We start from the raw sequence: 18,966 nt of genomic DNA, 5'->3' as shown, positions 1-18,966 counted from the left end.
TTAATCCTCCTTTACTTAAATCGACTCTTTTCTTGCTCTAAAGCCTCTAAAGGTACGTTCATTTTTCCTTCACTTACCTTATATGCCAGGGGAATTGGATTACATCCGCCTTTAAAACCGATGGTTGCTGTATTCATTACAACATCGCACAACATGCAAATCACCTGATTATCCCGTTCAAAATAACCTGTTGGTCCGCAAATCTCACAAGCATCCAGTCCAACACCATAAGCGGAACCACTTTTTTTAATCACGATAAACCGTACGGTTTCGCCTGTTGATGAGCGATACGAAAAGCGGTGTAAATGCCCATCATCAACTTTTTCCAGAGGAATACGAATTTGCTCCCCTTCGGCAACTACGGCCACTGCTGGAACAATTTCAACTTTTTCATCGGCATATACCATACCAACGCTTGAAACCAGAAACATAGCACATACACCTAAAGCTAACGCTCCGCTCCAGCGCATTTTCCTGCGAGTCTGCATTAGTATTTTTCTGTATTGCGCAGGATTAAGCCCTATAGGCTTTTCCGGCTTGCGCTGCAAGATCAGCACCACTGGCAAAAGCAATGTAACTGCAAGAAGTGCATATAAGAACCAAACTTGATGATTAATCAAAGGTCCTATAATTGGCGTCATTTGTTTCGTGGTTAAGAAAATTTTTCTTACGGCCATGATCTGCACTACAATAAGAGCTTGCTTCGCCATAACCACCAAAAGCTGCGCCGCAAGAATAGCAATGATCCTTTGAGTCGGCAAAATACTTGCAGCTCGGATAATTGCCAGGCCCGTCAACCAGGTCAAAAGCCCTCCTAACAAAAATCCAATCATTTTCATGAGAAACTCTAGGCTGATGATCTCATTGGTGAAGGTAATCATCTCAATGGGAAAAAGAATAAAATCCAATCCATGATACAGCAGCAGGGCAGCAGCAGCAATACAAGAAGCACCACCTGCGAACTTATACTTATCTAGAGAAATCCCCTGTCTAACATTCCACCACAGAAATCCCAGCAGTGACATTTCGCCTATCAGCCCCAATATAAGAACCAAACCTTCATACACTTCCCGCTTTACAGCTTTTGTACCTAACCTTACCGTTGCAATAAAAGCGGCACCCATGATTCCCCAAAGGATCCCGCGCCAAATCCACTTTTTAAACGCTCCCGACTCATCCTTACTAGCCAGAGCCAGCAACATCGCTAAAGGGATAAAAGCAATGGCTAAATTCTGCATGGTCGGTATCATGTTTTGCAGTATACTTTGCAGCATATTGTTCTCCTTTCATTTTAATTTTCTAACTATACTAAAATAGCCTTACATCCTTTTGAACTATAAAGACACAAAGCACACCCTAGAATATTTTTCTCTGTGTGCAAGGATCGGGACATTATGAAATTCTTAAATTATAAAAAAGGTCCGGGAAATCATCCCGGACCGCCAGTTTTTTTTTTACCAACTTCTAGGAATATAGTCGAAATCCCAATGTAGAACTACTGGTTTGGTCCAGAAACGACCTTCAACGCCTGTTTCTTTATCAACATGCAACAAGTAATTTTGGCGATTTGGGCTCTCAATTGTAAAGGCTGCATCATATGTACCGGCACCCTTCATTTTGATATTCGCACCATAGTGTGGTCCATCACTGGCATTCATCGGCATAAGAGTACCTTCGATCACTTCTCCAGTACCTTTCTTCGTTAATTTGTAATGTACAGTCAAATTAGGAATAAATTCAGCAACACCATAACCGGTATTATTGCCTTCAATAGCTGCAATATCTGTTTCCAGATGAATATCTGACTTATCAGGCGACAATCCCATACCTGCTGGCACCATTTCTACTGGCTGAAAATAAACAAGAGCAACTTTAAACCCTGCTTCCGGCACTTCGATGTCATCACCAACGGGATATTCCTGGAATCCGGCAGCAAAAGATTGTCCTACTGATAATCCAAACACTGCCAAGGCAACAAAAGTCATTGATAAAAACTTTTTCAAATTCATAATACGACCTCCCTATTTTTTCTTTTTTGATAGATACTATTTCCAATAACCATTATTACAAGAAAGAATTGTGGCAACAAAGTTTCTACTGTCGGATAGATTCCCAAAAGATCAAACATGGGCATCCCCTCCAGAAGCGTAACTCCAACTAAACCTCCTTCCTGCAGCTCTTTCACTCCGCCACCAGCAAAACTAATTGCTAAAATAAACATTAAAATACTAGTTCCCTGAAAGAAAGGTTTCAATGGAAGCTTCAGACTGCCATAGCGAACTACTGCAAAAATCACGACTAAAGCGAGACATCCCGCACCAAATCCCAGCCAAATCATCTGCATATCATCACCCGCATCATTAAATAGTGCCTGATAGAACAATACAACTTCGGCACCCTCACGATACACGGCTAAGAAAGCAGCGATTCCCAAGGAAAAAGTATTATTTTTAGTCAGAGAATCTTTTACCTGGCCTTCAATATAATTTCCCCATGATTTTTCATCTGCTTTGCTGCTCATCCAATGTCCAACGGACAAAAGAACAACCACCGCTACCAGCATAGTCATGCCTTCCACAATTTCCTGGCTGGCACCACTGAGATTAATCACAGAGCGGAATAAAATAGCCGTTAAAAAGCTCGCTACGATAGCGGCCCCAGAATAATTATAGATAACCTGCGTCTTGTCACCATTTCCCGACTTAATCAGATAAGCAAGAATAGCACCAATAACCAAAATCGCTTCCGCGCCTTCACGAACCATAATCAGAAAAGCCGGCCAAAAAGTTGCCATAGAACTGCTTTGTTTACCGCCGCCATCCATTTGAGCAACGTCTTCACGCATCATTCCAATGATCTCTTTAATCTGCTTTTTAACATCTGCCTCAGGCGCTTGGTTGGTCATTAATTTTTTTATAGTACTGAACTTGTATTCAGTCAAGTTGGCCCTTTTAGCGGAAACAGTCGAATTTACCGCCTTTTCCAAACCATCTTTTTCATACATTCCATAATACGCATCATTTACTATTTTCTTGGCTCCAGCTGTGTCTCCGCTTGTATACACAGTTAGAGACTGATCCAGCGTTTTTTCTATTTTGTCAACGACAGCATCCCATTTAGGAGCTGCTGAAACCATCCCCTGACTAATTAATATAAATGCCATAATAACGACAAATAACCATTTACGCATATTTTCACCTCCTTCTATAATCATTGTCTTAGACGATAATAAAATCCATTATCATTTAATAGCAATGAGACTTTCCACCATTTGTTAGAATCGAAATATTTCATATATATAATATGGAAATATTTTCAACAACGATATGTATAATCATTCTCACTTAGAAATAATACTGCTAAATATGCTTATTGTCAAGATGTGGATTTCTTTCGTAAAGTCACTAGTCTACAGTAAAGGGAATCGTTAATATGGTAAGACAAACGATTGGCCTGCCTTCATTGTCTTTTGCAGGTTCAAATTTCCATTTTTTAGCTGCGGCTATGGCTGCATCATTAATACTTTTATATCCAGACGGAACTGCTATTGATACGTTGCCTGGCAATCCATTCTTTAAAATTTGCATCCGCAGCACAACATTAACTTTACGGCCGACTTCTTTCATCTCTGGAGGATTCACAGGATCAACTTTTACTAATACGATTGGCGGAGTCCCAAAGCCAATTTTTTTTCCGCCAGCATTTACTTTATCAGGTGAAACAACAGTCTCTTCTTTTGTTTCTGGCACTTTTACAGGTTCTACTACCTTTTCCGCTATATCATCCTCAACAACCGGCGGCTGAGGTTCTGGAGGAGGATCCGGCTCAATCGGAACCTCTGGTATCGGCGGTGCTGCTGCTGCAACCTGTGGCTCCGCCTCTGCTATATCATCACCAGGCATATCGATTAAACTCAGTTCCATCACTTCTTCATCAACAAGAGGAACATCTTGTTCTCGAAAAGCCAAGTAACCAGTTGTTACCCAAAGAAAAATATGTAAAAAAATAGATAAAGCAATTGCTTTATGCCAGCTGCTCTTATAAAACATCATTGAATCTCTACCTCACTTCCCTTTTAATATACTATATTTCATAACGAAGCACTCTCTGAAAGTATAATAATTTCATGCAACTATATTCCAAAATTTAAATGTAAAATCAGTAATAAATGAATTTAATAATGATAATCAAATTCATTTATTTGCAAATTTTGTCCGAATTTATAACACTACTGTTACAATATAATATTTTGTTCTTCATTCTATTGAAAATGAAAATTATTATCTTTAATATTATGATACTCTCTTCATATTGTAAATACCTTCCTAGTATTTTTTTGAATTTAATTTGTTTTTTGTTTAACGTTTTTAAAATTTATTGTTTTTTTTCAGGTAATAATTAGGATCATATCCATTTATAAATCAATCCTCTTCATTACCTTTAGTCCACAAACTCCTTACATTCAGCACATTGTCGTACATTTCTTAAGTGTCTCTTCTTTTCCATCCTTTACAAAATCTCTGATTAATTCCTCTTTTTTAAGGAAAAAGGAAAAAGGAATCTGGCAAAAAAACAAGAATTAAATTTTTATGATATTTATTATTAAACAGGCAACCATTAACGCCGAAGGGAGCTTACATGAAAGATTGGATAACAGCACATAAGCGAATCACATTCATTGTACTAAGTATGGCCTGTATAGTGCTTGTTATTTGGCAAGTATTTGCCGTTAAAATTAGACAGGATATACAAGACACCCTTATTCAGCGGGTCAGCCAGCAAATTAATGGACAGCTGACAGTGGGAAGCGTTGATTTATCATTGTCTGGCCGCATTAAAATCCAAAATGTCTCTCTCTATGATCAGCAGGGGGCACTTTTAGCCCAGGTTCCAGTAATCAGAATGCAGTATCGCTGGTCTGATTTGACCGGCGGCAGCCTCGGACTCCCCAAGATTGAAACAGTTACATTAGAGCGTGGGGAACTATGGTTCAAACAGTCCAATGATCATTTTAACTGGGATGACTTACTCAAAAAAGAACAGGATGAATCAACATCCTTTCGCAGTAAAGTCGAATTAGAAGACGGAAAAATACATATTGAAACCCCTCTGTTTTCTCAATTATTAGAAAATGCAACAGGTACGATTGACTGGCAAAACAACCCGGAGATGACAATTTCTCTTAAAGGTAAAGCAGATCAAAGCCTAGTGAACGTAAACGGACAATGGGGAGAAAATCTTCCCGGAGATTTTAACATCCAAATTGATACTCTTGATGCACTCAAATTTAAAGAGCTTTTTACGGATACAGCCTATTCTCTGGAAGCGGGCACGATACAGCCATTACAGATTACTGTAAAACAAGATACCAAAGGAACGCTGCATTATCAGGCAGAAGGCAGTTTCTCTGATCTGAAATTAAATGGTAAAGTGGGAATACAGGAAGGACAGGGAAAGTTCAGCAGTAACGAAACAGGACTGCATTTCAAAGACGTAAGCCTATTGATTTCTGGTCAACCGGCACAAGGTCAAGGTACTATTTCCTGGATGGATGGTACGGGCATCCTTGATTTTTCTTTGACTCTGCCAGATGCTGACCCTGCCGCTTTTGTATCAGGAATTACAGCAACGCGTCCGCTAGCCTTGCAAGTGCAAATTGCCGGACCAGTTGCGCAGCCTAATATCACAGGTAATTTCAGTCTGCCTCAAATCAGTTTCAGTAGTATGGCAGTCAACGGCGTTACAGGGAACTTTCGTTATACGGACGATACAGTACTGCTGCAGCAGGTACAAGGCACAGCCTATCAGGGAAATTTAGCAGCCAGTGGAACGGTAATGACAGAAGATCAAAGCTACGAACTGGATGTAACCGGACAAGGTCTTAACAGTTCACAATTGACAGATAAAGATGTTCAAGGTCCCCTTGCCTTTAACGGCCACGTCAGCGGTAAAGGTGAGACGGCTGTCACGAGAGGAAACTTTAGCATCCACGACGGCAAAACTTATGGGCTTGCTTTTCAGAAGATGACAGGCTTATTTGTAAAGAAAGGAACTACTACGGATATTTCTGGAATCGCCATTCAAACTGCTTATGGAACCATCTATCCTGAGCAACTCAGCCAAGAAGCCCTAGAAAGGCTGAAACAGCAAGATATTCCTGTCTCCAAAGGAGAACTAAAGCAAGCGGTGACTAATAAACTCCTCGAAAAGCTAATACGCTGATTTTCAGAAAATGCTGTGAGTTCTTTAAAACATATAAAACGAATTGAACCACAAAGACGCAAAGGACACAAAAATGTTGTGAAAAAAAGAAAGACAACTTCCTGCAAGGTTAATACACTTTGCAGGAAGTTGTCTTTCTCCAGTATTATTACCTTCATACGCTACCGCTTATTTTTTGTAGCAATATCCACCCAAACAGCTAGTACTAATATAGACCCTTTCACAATAAACTGCCAAAAAGTTTCGATATTTAGCATACTCATACCATTATCCAAACTTGCCATTACCAGCGCACCGACAATCGCGCCACCGACGCTGCCTAAACCGCCCATCAGACTGGCTCCCCCGATGACACAGGCCGCAATGGCATCCATTTCAGCATTTTGCCCAGCCGCTACCGAAGCTGCATTCAAGCGGGAACAAAGGAGTATTCCGGCAATAGAAACCAATAAGCCATTAATGGCAAATATACTCAATGTCATTTTCGTAACATTGATACCTGATAATTTAGCCGCCTCTGCATTGCCGCCAATTGCATACACTCGGCGGCCAAATACGGTTTTAGTCAAAACGTAAGAAAAGGCAACAGCCATGATTGCCAGAATGAGCACCGGCACAGGAACCCCCTGGTAAGAATTAAGAATGATAATAAGTAAACCAATTACTACTGCGGCAAAAGCAATTTTTGCAATCTCAACGGACATTGACGGGACTGCCAAACCGTATTGGGAATGAAGTTTTCGACTTGAGAAAGAGTTATAAACAAGAAATGCAACAGCGATTATACCTAGGAAAATTCCAATCCCATCAACTAGATATGCATTCCCCACAAAACGGATACTTGGGTCAAGAGAGGCAACGGTAGTTCCTTTAGTCATACCTACTAATATACCTCTAAATACCAGCATCCCCCCTAGAGTGACAATAAAAGCCGGTATTTTTTTGTAAGCAATTAACCAGCCATTAAAAAGACCAATCAACAAGCCAAGTACGAGGGTAATCCCGATCGCTAAAATTCCATCTATTTTGAGCCAAACATTAAGAACAGCTGTAATACCGCCCAGCAGTCCCATAAGCGACCCGACTGACAGATCAATATGTCCTGCAATAATGATAAAAACCATACCGATGGATAAAATCCCCGTAATAGACATTTGTCGAAATAAGTTAGACAAGTTCCTGGAGGTTAGAAAATCCCCGTTTGTTGCCATGGTAAAGATAACCCAAATCGACACTAATGCTAAAATCATAGTATATGTCTTTACATCAAAATGAAACATGGATGCCAAGGATCTTTTTTTCTCACTGCCCATCCCAACTGCTTCTTTCTTCAGCTCTGTTGTCACGCAGTAGTCCCCCCTACAGCACAATGCATTATTTGTTCCTGGTCCAAATTCTTATGGTTCAAGAATTCGCCTTTTATCCGCCCTTCATTCATGACCAGTATTCGATCAGACATTCCCAGAACTTCCGGCAAATCAGAAGAGATCATAATAATACCGATACCATCTGCAGCCAAACGATTCATCAGATTATAAATTTCATATTTTGCACCAACATCAATGCCGCGGGTTGGCTCATCCAAGATCAGCACCTTCAATTTACGCAGCAAATATTTTGCCAATACAACCTTCTGCTGATTTCCGCCGCTTAAGTTTTTAATACAAGTATCCAATCCAGGTGTTTTTATCTTTAATTTTGCGATATAATCGTTTGCATCTCTTAGTTCCTGACAATCATCAATGCAATCCATTGGCAATCGATACTTCTCAATAGTAGCCAGTGTCATATTTTCCCTGACAGACATAATCTCTATGATACCATGGCGCTTGCGATCTTCGGGCACCATAGCAATTCCCTGCTGCAGCGAATCTTTCGGGTGTTGAATAGACAATCGATTCCCTTCCAGATAAACCTCCCCATGACATTTTCCATTATGAAAACCATAAATTGATGATACTAGTTCCGTACGCCCAGCCCCTACTAAGCCGGCAAAGCCTAAAATTTCACCCCGCTTTAAGGAAAAATTAACATTATCGACTAGCTTTCTATTGGGATCACTTACATCATATACCGTATAATTTTTAACCCCAAAAACCTCTTGCTCTGTACTATGTACCTCTTTAGGATATAAATCGGTAATTTCCCGGCCTACCATCATCTCCACAATCTCGTCCTTTGTCAGCGTACGGGTTACTTTAGAGCCAATAGAACGTCCGTCACGGATAACGGTCACTGTATCCGCTAATCGAAGGACTTCATCCAGTTTATGAGATATGTAAATACAAGTAACGCCCTTAACCTTCAACCGTCCCAAAATATCCATCAGAATCTCTACTTCTCCCTCGGATAAGGAAGCTGTGGGCTCATCCAAAATAAGCAAAGTAGCATTTTTTGATAACGCCTTGGCGATTTCAATCAACTGCTGCTGACCTGTTCCCAATTGTTTTACCAGTGTGTAAGGATTGACATCCAGCCTCATTTCCTTTAAAAGTTCTTGCGTTTTTGATAACATTGCCGGTATGTGAATACGCCCATGAGAGCTAATCTCGTTACCGATAAAAATATTTTCATATACGGGAAGTTCTTTAAATAAAGCTAATTCTTGATGAATGATTGCAATACCGGCTTTTTCTGCATCAGAAATATTTCGAATCATCATTTTCTCCTGATTAAAAACAATATCCCCTGATAAGAGCCGTGGGGATATACACCGCTCAGTATCTTCATTAATGTTGATTTACCGGCACCATTTTCACCGCATAAAGCATGAATCTCACCTCTTTTTACAGCAAAAGATACATTATTTAAGGCTCTTACGCCAGAGAATTCTTTGATAATTCCCTTCATCTCCAAAATCAAATCGTCCATTTTTATCCCCTCATATTTAAATTGAGCAGGTGGGATACAACCCCACCTGCAATTTGAGTGATTACTTAGGCCATTTGTCTTTAGGAACGTTTTTGTATACATCCTCCAATTTGTTATAGCCATCTTTAATAACCGTATCCGCCATATTTTTGGCATCCACAGCTATGGGCGTCAAGAGAATAGAGGGAACATCTTTGCTGCCGTTATTGACTACACCATCTGTTTTGATCTGATCCCCTTTGACAATTTTCACCGCAATTTCCGCTGCCGAAGGTGCTAGAAGTTTAATAGGTTTGTAGACGGTCATGGTCTGCGTTCCTTCTACAATTCTCTGGCAGCTAGCCAATTCAGCATCTTGTCCGGATATGGGTACTTTTCCTGCTAAATTTTGTGCACCTAGAGCTTGCACGGCACCGCCGGCAGTACTATCATTAGATGCTACCACAGCATCAATCTTATTATTGTTTGCCGTTAGTGCATTCTCCATGATCTTAAGAGCTTCTTCCGGCAGCCAATCTTTTACCCATTGGTTGCCAACGATCTGGATATCCCCTTTATCGATGAATGGTTTAAGAACATTCATTTGCCCCTCACGAAAGAGTTTTGCATTATTGTCAACGGGAGAACCGCCCATTAAGAAATAGTTGCCTTTAGGTACCAGGTCAGTAATAGCTTTAGCCTGCAATTCGCCGACCTTCACATTGTCAAAAGAAATATAGTAATCTACATCAGATTTTGTAATTAGGCGGTCATAACTTAATACTTTAATACCAGCCTTGTGGGCCTGTTCGATAATCGGCGCCAAAACATCACCATTGTGCGGGATAATGACCAAGATATCTACGCCCTGGGAAATTAAATTCTCGCATTGTGAGAACTGGGTCTGATCATCCCCATTAGCTGACTGGACAACCACTTCTGCACCAAGTTCTTTGGCTTTGGCAACAAACATATCTCTGTCATGCTGCCATCTTTCCAATCGTAAATCATCCATACTAAGACCAATCTTCACAGTCTTGTTTTTCTGAGAGGAGTCTTTGGAAGCAGCTGTTTCTTGCTTGGTACATCCGACCATCATGAATAAAGAAGTAATGCAGACCAACACCGTAATTAATAATCTCATACTATTTTTCTTAAACACAATCTATTCCCTCCTATTATTAAAATCAAGTCCCTATCTCCCCAAATTCCCAACCATTACACTTCTAATAGATACTGATTTAAGATTCCTTTGATTTGTTCCTGACGGCCCGATTGATTCACAATTGGCTTATTCTGCAGTGCATAGGCTTCCAGCATATGAAAATCTGCCTTGCCTTCTACAATTGCAAGGCCAATCCCCTCCTTAAAGCTGTTGTATCGTTTTCCAATTACATTTTCAAATACCTGATCTTCCTTTAGTTTGGCAGCCACTTTTAATCCTCTGGCAAAGGTATCCATCCCGGCTATATGGGCATAAAACAAATCTTCCGGTTCAAAGGATTCCCGGCGTGGCTTAGCATCGAAATTCAAACCGCCTTTACCCAAGCCTCCGTTTTCCAGAATCTCATACATCGCCAGCGTAGTTTCATACAAGTCTGTGGGAAATTCATCCGTATCCCAGCCTAGCAGCATATCTCCCTGATTGGCATCAACGGATCCCAGCATACCGTTGATCCGGCTAATCCTTAATTCATGCTGGAAGGTATGACCGGCCAACGTAGCATGATTCGCTTCAATATTCATCTTGAAATCGTCCTGTAAATTGTAGTTCCGCAGAAATGCCATGGCTGTTTGCGCATCAAAATCATATTGATGTTTTGTTGGTTCTTTTGGCTTGGGTTCAATTAGGAACTGACCGAAAAAGCCGATTTCCTTGGCATACGCCACCGCCATATGGAAAAATCGTGCCAAATTATCCAGTTCCAGCTTTAAATCCGTATTCAATAAGGTTACGTAACCTTCCCGGCCGCCCCAAAATACATAGTTATCTGCTCCCAATTCCTTGCCTGTTTCCAATCCTTTTTTCACTTGAGCAGCTGCATAAGCAAATACATCCGCATTGCAAGCAGTAGCCGCACCATGAAGAAAACGAGGATGAGTAAACATATTCGCCGTATTCCAGAGCAATTTGACCTTACTTGTCTTCAAATATTCTTTTATCATAGTAATAATCTGGTCTAAATTCCCATTCGTTTCCTTAAGTGTCGCACCTTCCGGGGCAATATCCCTGTCATGAAATGCAAAGAAAGGAACATCCAGTTTGTCAAACAGCTCAAAGGCTGCTTCCACTCGTGCTTTGGCTCTATCCATTCCTTTATAGATATCCCAAGGTCTTAGCATCGTCCCACTGCCGAATGGATCGGAACCATCATGAGTAAACGTATGCCAATAAGCAACTGAAAACCGCAAGTGCTCCTCCATGGTTTTGCCGGCCACCAATTCTTGCGGATTGTAATACTTAAAAGCCAGCGGATTTTGAGACTTAGGACCCTCATAGGTAATTTTTTTTATCCCACTAAAATATTCCATCTTTTCTCCTCCTGTTGTTATATACAGTTTGCAGCTGTCATCCTTAGATCACACTGAGTTTTTCGAAGGAATCTTGAAGTGCACCGTACAATTGATGGTAAACCTCATATAAAGAATTATATTTTTCTCTATTAGCTGCAATCGGCTCCCTTTGTTCCACGGTTTTGATCATCACGCTGCACGCCTCTTCCACACCGGCAAACTCTCCAGCTCCTACTGCAGCCAATATGGCAGCGCCAAAAGCAGGTCCTTCTACCGAATTTACCACATGAATGGGCAGACCCAAAATATCAGCCAGTATTTGACGCCATAAAAGACTTTTCGCTCCGCCGCCGCTCACTCGAATCTCATAAATAGGAATGTTTTGCTCCCGGATGATCTCCAAGGAATCACGCAGGCCAAAACTGACACCTTCCAAAATGGCCCGAGTCATATGCCCTCGACCATGAGTCATAGTCAGCCCCACAAAAGTTCCCCTGGCATTTGGATCACTATAGGGAGTTCGTTCACCCATCAGATAGGGCAAAAAGAGCAGTCCCTCGCTCCCAGGGGAAACTCTTGCTGCTTCTTCCAGCAAGACAGCATAACCAGCATTGTCTAATTGACAGACTTCTTCCACCCACCATTTCAAGCAGGAAGCAGCAGATAGCATGACTCCCATGACATGCCATTTTCCATTGGCATGACAAAAAGAGTGCAGGCGATTTTCGCTGTCAACAGAATAATTCTCCTGGCAGGCAAATACCACCCCCGAGGTGCCTAATGCCACCGACACCGTACCGACCGTTACCACACCTGTACCTACCGCGCCGCTCGCCTGATCACCACCGCCTCCGGCAACAATCGTACCACTTTCAAGTCCCGTTTCCTGTGCAGCCTGCCTTGTTACACTGCCTGTTATCTCATAGGATTCATGGCATCTAGGCATTTTTTCCTCTGATAACCCCAGAATAGTAAGCATTTCTGACGACCAAGAACGATGAGCTACATCAAAAAACAAGGTTCCCGATGCATCGGATGTATCTGTTGCATATTCCCCTGTCAATTTCCATCGTATGTAGTCTTTGGGCAATAAGACGTGCTCAATCTGATCATAAATCTCTGGACGATTCTTCCTTACCCATAGAACCTTGGGAGCGGTAAATCCCGTAAGTGCCTTATTGCCTGTATATTCGGACAATTTTGACCCTAACTTTTCATTCAGCTCATCACATTCTTCCTGAGTACGTTGGTCACACCATAATAAGGCCGGCATCAGCACACGATTGTCTTTATCAAGCAGAACCAAGCCATGCATCTGTCCACTTAAGCCAATTCCCTCCACTTTATCTGGTAATTCTTGAGGCTCAGTCAAAATCTCCCGAATTCCTTCACGGACAGCATTCCACCAATTTATAGGACTTTGTTCCGCCCAACCGACCTTAGGATAATAGACAGGATACTCTTTTGCTACTGTTCGTAATACACTTCCCGCTTTACTTAATAACAGCAGTTTTACAGAAGATGTGCCTAAATCAATTCCTAAAAAGCTCATTCCGCCTTATCCCCCCCTTTAATCATTCGACAACTTTTTCCTTACTTCTGCATAAGTTCGTTGCTCCGATAAACTAACTAAATAAAAAAATATAGCGAAATGGTATCACCTCTCTTACATTCATACGATTATCTTCATTGTTTGTTGGTCAGATAAACTAATTCGATGTTTACATGCATATTCCTGCTAACTAAAACTAAATATTTTAGTTAGCAGCTGCCAAAAGCATATTTATGAAACCGGTGATGCATAGAGTCTGGAAATGACCAATGCAGCAGCTCCCATTGCACAGGCATGTATATTAAGCTGAGAAGGCAGTATTTTTACCGAAAAATATTTTGAGGCAAAACAGCGTTTCCCAGCCTCTTTTCTCAATTCATCCATCAGAATATCACCTGCTAAAGGCAGGCTATTTCCAATGATGACAAGCTGAGGATTGAATGCATTAATTAGATTAGCCACACCAATACCAAGGTATTTACCTACATACTCAAATGCCCTACGAGACACATCGTCCCCTGCAATCGCATTATCGATAACATTGAATATGGTCAGGTCCTCCACACATATATGCTCTTTCATATAGCGGAATAGGGCCTTTTCTGAAGAATATTCTTCCCAGCAGCCTGTATTGCCGCAAGAGCAAGGTACCCCATCAAGAGAGACTGTCATATGCCCAATTTCACCCGCCAATCCCCTTGATCCGCGATAAAGTTCATTATTAATAATAATCCCCGCTCCAATCCCTGTGCCTGCACTAATATATAAGAACTCATCTGCTCTTTTCCCTGCGCCGAACCATTTTTCCCCAATGGCACCAGCATTGGCTTCATTATCAATAAACACCGGAACGCCAAATTTCTGCTCAATAATTGACCTAAGTTCAATATTCTCCCACCCTAAATTAGGTGCCGATAAAATGAGTCCCTGTTCATAATTTACAATACCCGGGACACCAATTCCAATGCCAATGATACCGCGGACCGTCTGGGATGCATTCTCAATCGTTTCCTGAATTAAGGTTTGCAAATCGGCAATCCTTTGTCCCGGCAAACTGTGGGTGTGCAGCAAATCAATGCGCTTTTCCCAAATAATTTCCCCTGCAAAGTTTGTCATAATACTTAAGATGTAATTGACTCCTAAATCAATACCAATAATATTGCCAACCTCTTTATTAATTGAAAGATTGACTGGCTTTCGACCGCCTTGTGATTCACCCGTTCCCATTTCTAAAACCAACTCTTCTGTAAGCAGTTCATCCACTAAAGCAGACACCGTTGACTTATTGAGTCCGGTGACTTTCGCAATTTCTGCCCTGGATATAGGTCTTTTTTTATATATGATATTTAATACAATCATTTTATTAATCTGTTTTACTAACACTTGATCAGCAGTTTTCATATTTATCCTCTGTCCTGTTCCTATATTTGCAACAATTAGTTTATTGAATAAACAAACTAATTGTTGTTTCTCTTCGCTGCATCCCCGTTAGATTCCTGCTCACTAATTTTATTTTCATAACTTTTTGTAAAAAACACTTCGTCCTTTAAAAATAAAACCTTTGAAACGCGAAGACGCGAAGAATAGGAAGAACACGAAGCAAACATATTTGACCAAAACGGGGAGTAGGCTTTTAAAAGCCTACTCCATTATGCTGATACCAAATTGCTTTTCCACGCAAAACGTTGCCGCCTTCCCCTTTTGCAACACCGGGAATATACCACAAGTCCCATCGCTCCCAACTAAAACCAGGTCCATATTTCCCATCAGGATAACCATTGCTTTCATAGCCTGGATTTAGGCCATCGAGATTGTTTGCTGCTTCTGCATGGGTCATAACACGATAAATATCAACTGTCAAATCCAGTGCCTTACACAGCACAGCGATCACTTGACTTATAGACTCGATCTGTAATGCTGTTGGCGGTTCACTGCCAAAATCCTCAGTCGTCGCACCGTAGCAGCAGGCTAAACAAATACCAATGGAAGCTGTATTTCTTTTATAGGTATGGGATTTTATTTGCGAGAAGTCATTCGTAGTAACGTGAATACTGCCATCCTGGTCGATATTAATATGATACTCATCGAAAAATTGACCATAGTGTCCTGCTGACCAGTGCAGATATAATTTTACATCCCGATTCATGCTGTTGGCCGCCGACCAAAGAGTGTTTTTGCTCTGCGAGGCCAGTTGTTTCAGCTCTGTCAGTGTTACTTGTCTTGTGGCTGTTCGATTAGATGAATCGATGGATTGCTGCATTTCACGAATTGCAGCAACCTCCATATCAATAACCCAGCCAATGAGTACCGATGGAATTACAATTTTTTTCCATCCTAGTAGTTCATTTATTTGCTGTATCGCTCGATTTCGTTTTTCACTGTTTTCCATTTTATCTGCAAATTCATCCAGCTCCAAAATGATCCTTCGGATCACTCCTTTTAGCTTGCTTTCAGATAACCTGGCAAACAACACAAAAAATGCCATCATCGATACATTTGCCGCTAGAAGAGATCCTACGACCCAGAAAAACAGTTGCAATTCACTTGGAATCGACATAAAAAGAGCCCTCCTTCCTGATTTTCAAACCCCATTCCTAGATACTCTCTTTTCTATCCTATGTAAGATTGCAAAACAAGGTGACAATTTCTCATTGCTGCAAAAAATACAACCTTAGCCAACGATTTGGCTAAGGTTATTATATAGACCCCATTATTTTGCTGTGCAGCAAGAAAGGCTATGGAATTATGCCTGATTTCTACTGTTTTGCGTCGGAGTCTGCAATACATATACTTTCACCGGTTTAATGCCAAATCGATAGGCTTCTTTTACAGTCCATTTTGCTATATCAATCCGATGCCCCTTAATCGCTCCGCCCGTATCCTCTGCTACTGCGTACTCTTTCGTTCCATCAGGATATTTTATCATGACTCGTGAACCGAGGGGAATTACTTTAGGATCTACCGCGATTACACCAGGTCTGACTTGTGTTCCCATATGAGTCTTATTACCCCATTGATCGTTGTCATGAGGTCCTGGAGCATATGCAGTTGCTGTAATGTTTAAAACCTGCTTTGCCTCCGCTTCTTCTGACGGTTGATTTTGTGCAAGCTGATCTGCCTGATGAGGCGTAGCTTCTTGCGTAACAGGTGATGCCTCTGGTGCGGTAGTCCCAGAAGATGGAAGAATGGAAGCTATGCCAGGAATAATGGAAGCCGCAACAACAGCAGCACTGCCAATCGCAGCTGCAATCTTCTTATAATGGCGCTTTGTTTTGCAATGCTTTTTTTCTTTCATACGATCCCCTCCTAGTGATTAGTATTTACCAAAGATGAATGTAAATATTAAAAACATATAAAAACGAATTGCAACACAAAAATGCAAAGTATAAGAAAAAACGCTACGCGTCCTTTAAAGCCTAGAAAGTAAACCGAACCGCAGAGGCGCAGAGAACACTGAGAAAAAATAGATAAGGTTAAAAACCTCTGTGCTCTCTGTGTCCTCTGCGGTTAACGTCCCCCTAACCTTATAAATTCTTATCTGATAAAAAAACACTGGAGATTCCAGTGTTTTTTTTGAATAGTATCTAAGTTATGTAGTAGACAACAGCGATGGGTTTTATACCAGCAAAGTATTCATTACTTTTTAACAAGAATTTTAGTAACTTCTGCAATATATAAAGTATGGTGATCCTTATCGGGGTACCATTTTTCGTTAAGATCTTTTGCTATAAAGCATTCAGGTTTATATTCTTGCGCATATAATTTTTTGCAAAGAATCGCTATATTTGCTTCTTCAAAGAGCGGAATTCCATCTGCATGAAGAACCGTCAGATTCGATTTTCCTATTTTATCTTCATCTCTGCCGGACTTTGCTCCAAGATAACTTAAGGCTGTTCTAAAACTTTCATCAAAAAAAGTAAGGGAAAAGGTATCGGATTGATCGATAAACTCTTTAGTGAAACGTTGTGGGCGAATCACAATATAAGCGACATTTTTTGCCCACATTACACCAAATCCACCCCAAGAAGCGGTCATGGTATTCTGCTTTCCATCTTTTTCTGCAGTAATCAGCATCCAGTCTTTCCCTATCAATTTGAAAGGGCTCTGTTCAAATTCCTCAGGTTTAATCTCATTAAATATAGTCATGTTATAATCTCCTTTATTTTCATTTTGCTTTACAAAATCTTTATGTATATATGATAATATAAATATATAAAGAAGTATAGTATGCACCTTTTCGTGTGCTACTAGAATATCATCAGATTCCACCCAAAGTAGAATATTCTCTATCGGAAAAAGGACTATCTCTTATGCCTATTTTAGAGGAAATGTGCAAATGGGGGCACTTACACATAGACGACTAATCCATTCTTGCCAAGCCAAATGTGCCTTAACGTTTCCACCATATGTAGCTGGCCCAGAGTACGCCCCAGAGTGCTGTTAAACCTTGGTACTCCTGAATCGTTTTAAATGTTGCCAATATATATACCAGCCCGGCAAGCACCCCCAAAGCAAACAAGTCATATGCAAATTGCCATGCTTTAGATCGCTTGGTTATTGCTTTCTTAGGAATTATTGATTTATACCATGGTTCGGGTGCAGCAATCATGATTTGCGTTTTAGCATTATAACCATGCATCATTGCTTCATTGATAACAGGCAATGGCTGCGTATCACCTAAATATTCTTTTAATTTCTGACCACAGTAACGACAGTATTTTGCATTATAAGAAGGTTTTTTACCACAAAAATCACAATACATGATTACCTCACATACTCGTTTTTTTATAGGATTCCCAATATTTATAGTTTTTCTTTCATTGCGACGAAAAAAATATAACAATAAAGTCCTGCAGAATCTCTTTTTGAATTCTTGCAGGACTTATACTATTTTAGCTTTTAGAACAATGAAAGCTGCTGACCCTCATACCCTTTTTTATAGCTTTTGATAATATCATGCATTTTATAAAGAATCCCAAATCGATTACATTGATTTTGAAACAACTGCCACAGCAGCTTTGCGTTTGGCGAAGGGCATTCATATTCGTTGCCAAACTGACTAATGTATTTTTGCCGAAGAGCGGGAAAGTGCTCATCAAGCTTTTGATAATACCATTCTCTTTGATTCTGCCTTAAGGTTACTCCAAACAAGGGATATATGAACTTAGCTCCATTTTCATGTGCAAGGCGAATCATCTCACTGATATTATGCTCATTATCCTCTAAAAATGGAAGTACGGGCATAAGTAATATTCCTGTAAAAATTCCATTTTCTGCAAGCTGTCTAATAACAGAAAAACGCCTGGAAGAGTTTGCTACATTCGGCTCTATTTTCTTACAAAGTATATCATTCACAGTGGTAATGGTAATCTTGACAATCACTGGTGAATGCTTTTTTATGGATTTTAATAGGTCAATATCTCTTATGATCAAGTCACTTTTGGTGGCAATACAAATACCAAAGCGGTTAGCATGAATTAACTCTATAGCTCCTCTTGTTAAACCATATTTCTTTTCAAAAGGATTGTATGGATCGCTCATTGCACCGGTCCCTACCACGCCAGTCCTGCGTTTTGATTTCAACTCAGATGAAATTAAAGCAAGAGCATTTTCCTTTGCCCTTACCTCATCAAAATTTTCCACTTGATAGCATTTACTGCGGCTGTCGCAGTAAATACACCCATGGCAGCAGCCTTTGTAAATATTCATATTATAATTTTTCCCAAACCAATTATCACCCGTATTATAACCAGATATAATTGTTTTTGCAGGTATAAATTCCATTTTATAAACCACTTTCAACAATAAATTAAAGCATGTTTCATTTT

The 18,966-nt window shown here is 40.4% G+C and carries 15 protein-coding genes and 2 pseudogenes; 2 read left to right on the top strand and 15 right to left on the bottom strand.

Features of this window, described 5'->3' with window-relative positions:
- Positions 1–11: 11 nt before the first annotated feature.
- The 4 genes from FR7_RS07205 to FR7_RS07190 all read right to left on the bottom strand — a co-directional run bounded on the left by FR7_RS07205 (position 12) and on the right by FR7_RS07190 (position 4,052).
- Positions 12–1,274 (bottom strand): Fe-S-containing protein, encoded by a 1,263-nt coding sequence (locus FR7_RS07205; protein WP_007930945.1) that lies wholly within the window; start codon positions 1,272–1,274, stop codon positions 12–14.
- Positions 1,275–1,454: 180 nt separating this feature from the next.
- The gene (locus tag FR7_RS07200; protein WP_007930946.1) at positions 1,455–2,009 is read right to left on the bottom strand and encodes an iron transporter; all 555 of its coding nucleotides are present in this window, start codon (positions 2,007–2,009) and stop codon (positions 1,455–1,457) included.
- Positions 2,006–3,190 carry an FTR1 family iron permease gene (locus tag FR7_RS07195; RefSeq protein ID WP_007930947.1) on the bottom strand — a complete coding sequence of 395 codons (1,185 nt, stop codon included), beginning with the start codon at positions 3,188–3,190 and terminating at the stop codon, positions 2,006–2,008. Before FR7_RS07195 ends, FR7_RS07200 begins: the two co-directional genes overlap by 4 nt.
- Positions 3,191–3,404: 214 nt before the next feature.
- Positions 3,405–4,052 (bottom strand): TonB family protein, encoded by a 648-nt coding sequence (locus FR7_RS07190; RefSeq protein WP_007930948.1) that lies wholly within the window; start codon positions 4,050–4,052, stop codon positions 3,405–3,407.
- 586 nt (positions 4,053–4,638) lie between these two features.
- Between FR7_RS07190 and FR7_RS07185 the strand changes: the two genes are divergently transcribed.
- Positions 4,639–6,222 (top strand): AsmA family protein, encoded by a 1,584-nt coding sequence (locus FR7_RS07185; RefSeq protein WP_007930949.1) that lies wholly within the window; start codon positions 4,639–4,641, stop codon positions 6,220–6,222.
- A 161-nt stretch (positions 6,223–6,383) separates the two neighbouring features.
- On the opposite strand, the gene FR7_RS07180 is transcribed toward FR7_RS07185, so the two are convergent.
- The 9 genes and pseudogenes from FR7_RS07180 to FR7_RS07140 form a co-directional block, all read right to left on the bottom strand.
- A complete protein-coding gene (locus tag FR7_RS07180; RefSeq protein ID WP_007930950.1) occupies positions 6,384–7,568 on the bottom strand; it encodes a sugar ABC transporter permease in 1,185 nt (394 codons plus the stop codon).
- Positions 7,565–9,093, bottom strand: a pseudogene (locus tag FR7_RS24425) (xylose ABC transporter ATP-binding protein). The gene FR7_RS07180 and the pseudogene FR7_RS24425 overlap by 4 nt, the downstream one beginning before the upstream one ends.
- Positions 9,094–9,154: 61 nt before the next feature.
- Positions 9,155–10,234 carry a D-xylose ABC transporter substrate-binding protein gene (xylF, locus tag FR7_RS07170; protein WP_007930952.1) on the bottom strand — a complete coding sequence of 360 codons (1,080 nt, stop codon included), beginning with the start codon at positions 10,232–10,234 and terminating at the stop codon, positions 9,155–9,157.
- A gap of 56 nt (positions 10,235–10,290) precedes the next feature.
- A complete protein-coding gene (gene xylA / locus FR7_RS07165) occupies positions 10,291–11,604 on the bottom strand; it encodes a xylose isomerase (protein WP_007930953.1) in 1,314 nt (437 codons plus the stop codon).
- Between the two features lie 43 nt (positions 11,605–11,647).
- Positions 11,648–13,138 (bottom strand): xylulokinase, encoded by a 1,491-nt coding sequence (gene xylB, locus FR7_RS07160; protein WP_007930954.1) that lies wholly within the window; start codon positions 13,136–13,138, stop codon positions 11,648–11,650.
- A gap of 231 nt (positions 13,139–13,369) precedes the next feature.
- Entirely contained in the window at positions 13,370–14,539 is a 1,170-nt protein-coding gene (locus FR7_RS07155; protein ID WP_007930956.1) for an ROK family transcriptional regulator, read from the bottom strand.
- 232 nt (positions 14,540–14,771) lie between these two features.
- Positions 14,772–15,695: a peptidoglycan recognition protein family protein gene (locus FR7_RS07150; protein WP_007930957.1), complete on the bottom strand. Its 924-nt coding sequence runs from the start codon at positions 15,693–15,695 to the stop codon at positions 14,772–14,774.
- Positions 15,696–15,881: 186 nt separating this feature from the next.
- A complete protein-coding gene (locus tag FR7_RS07145) occupies positions 15,882–16,433 on the bottom strand; it encodes a 3D domain-containing protein (RefSeq protein ID WP_007930958.1) in 552 nt (183 codons plus the stop codon).
- A gap of 341 nt (positions 16,434–16,774) precedes the next feature.
- Complete coding sequence (locus FR7_RS07140) at positions 16,775–17,284, bottom strand: flavin reductase (RefSeq protein ID WP_007930959.1); 510 nt, start codon at positions 17,282–17,284, stop codon at positions 16,775–16,777.
- Positions 17,285–17,388: 104 nt separating this feature from the next.
- On the opposite strand from FR7_RS07140, the pseudogene FR7_RS23155 reads away from it, so the two are divergent.
- Positions 17,389–17,502, top strand: a pseudogene (locus tag FR7_RS23155) (winged helix-turn-helix transcriptional regulator); the annotation flags it as partial.
- Between the two features lie 26 nt (positions 17,503–17,528).
- Here FR7_RS23155 and FR7_RS07135 read toward each other — a convergent pair.
- Positions 17,529–17,900 carry a hypothetical protein gene (locus tag FR7_RS07135; protein WP_007930960.1) on the bottom strand — a complete coding sequence of 124 codons (372 nt, stop codon included), beginning with the start codon at positions 17,898–17,900 and terminating at the stop codon, positions 17,529–17,531.
- A gap of 137 nt (positions 17,901–18,037) precedes the next feature.
- Complete coding sequence (locus tag FR7_RS07130; protein ID WP_007930961.1) at positions 18,038–18,922, bottom strand: SPL family radical SAM protein; 885 nt, start codon at positions 18,920–18,922, stop codon at positions 18,038–18,040.
- Between the last annotated feature and the right edge of the window lie 44 nt (positions 18,923–18,966).

The sequence above is a fragment of the Pelosinus fermentans DSM 17108 genome (genome assembly GCF_000271485.2).
Classification (GTDB): domain Bacteria; phylum Bacillota; class Negativicutes; order DSM-13327; family DSM-13327; genus Pelosinus; species Pelosinus fermentans.
Note: the sequence above shows the minus strand (reverse complement) of the source record. Positions and strands in the feature narration are given on the sequence as shown.